The 358-nt window shown below is 68.4% G+C and carries 1 protein-coding gene; it reads left to right on the top strand.

Features of this window, described 5'->3' with window-relative positions:
- Positions 1–358 (top strand): condensation domain-containing protein (locus tag D7X30_RS41460; RefSeq protein WP_147443460.1); only part of this gene is annotated, 358 nt, incomplete at both ends.

Here is a 358-nt window from a genome sequence, read left to right as displayed (position 1 = left end):
TGCCGGGCTTGTCCTTCGAGCAACTGCCGCTCGAATCGAACTCCGCGAAGTTCGACCTGACGCTGACGATGCAGGACTCGCCCCAGGGCTTCGTGGGCGTCCTGGAGTACAGCAGCGATCTCTTCGATGCGTCGACCGTGCAGCGCATGGTGGGCCACATGGGCGTGCTGCTGGAGGCCATCGCCACGCAGCCGGACGCGACGCTCGCGGGCCTGCCCCTGCTCACTGCTTCGGAGCGGCAGCGGCTTCTCGTGGACTGGAATGGCCCCAGCGCGGAGTTCCCCCGCGACCTCTGCCTCCATGACGCCTTCAGCGCCCAGGCCCTTCGCACGCCGGAGTCCCTGGCCGTCATCTGCCG

The sequence above is a fragment of the Corallococcus sp. AB011P genome (assembly GCF_003611605.1).
Classification (GTDB): Bacteria; Myxococcota; Myxococcia; order Myxococcales; family Myxococcaceae; genus Corallococcus; species Corallococcus coralloides.
Note: the sequence above shows the minus strand (reverse complement) of the source record. Positions and strands in the feature narration are given on the sequence as shown.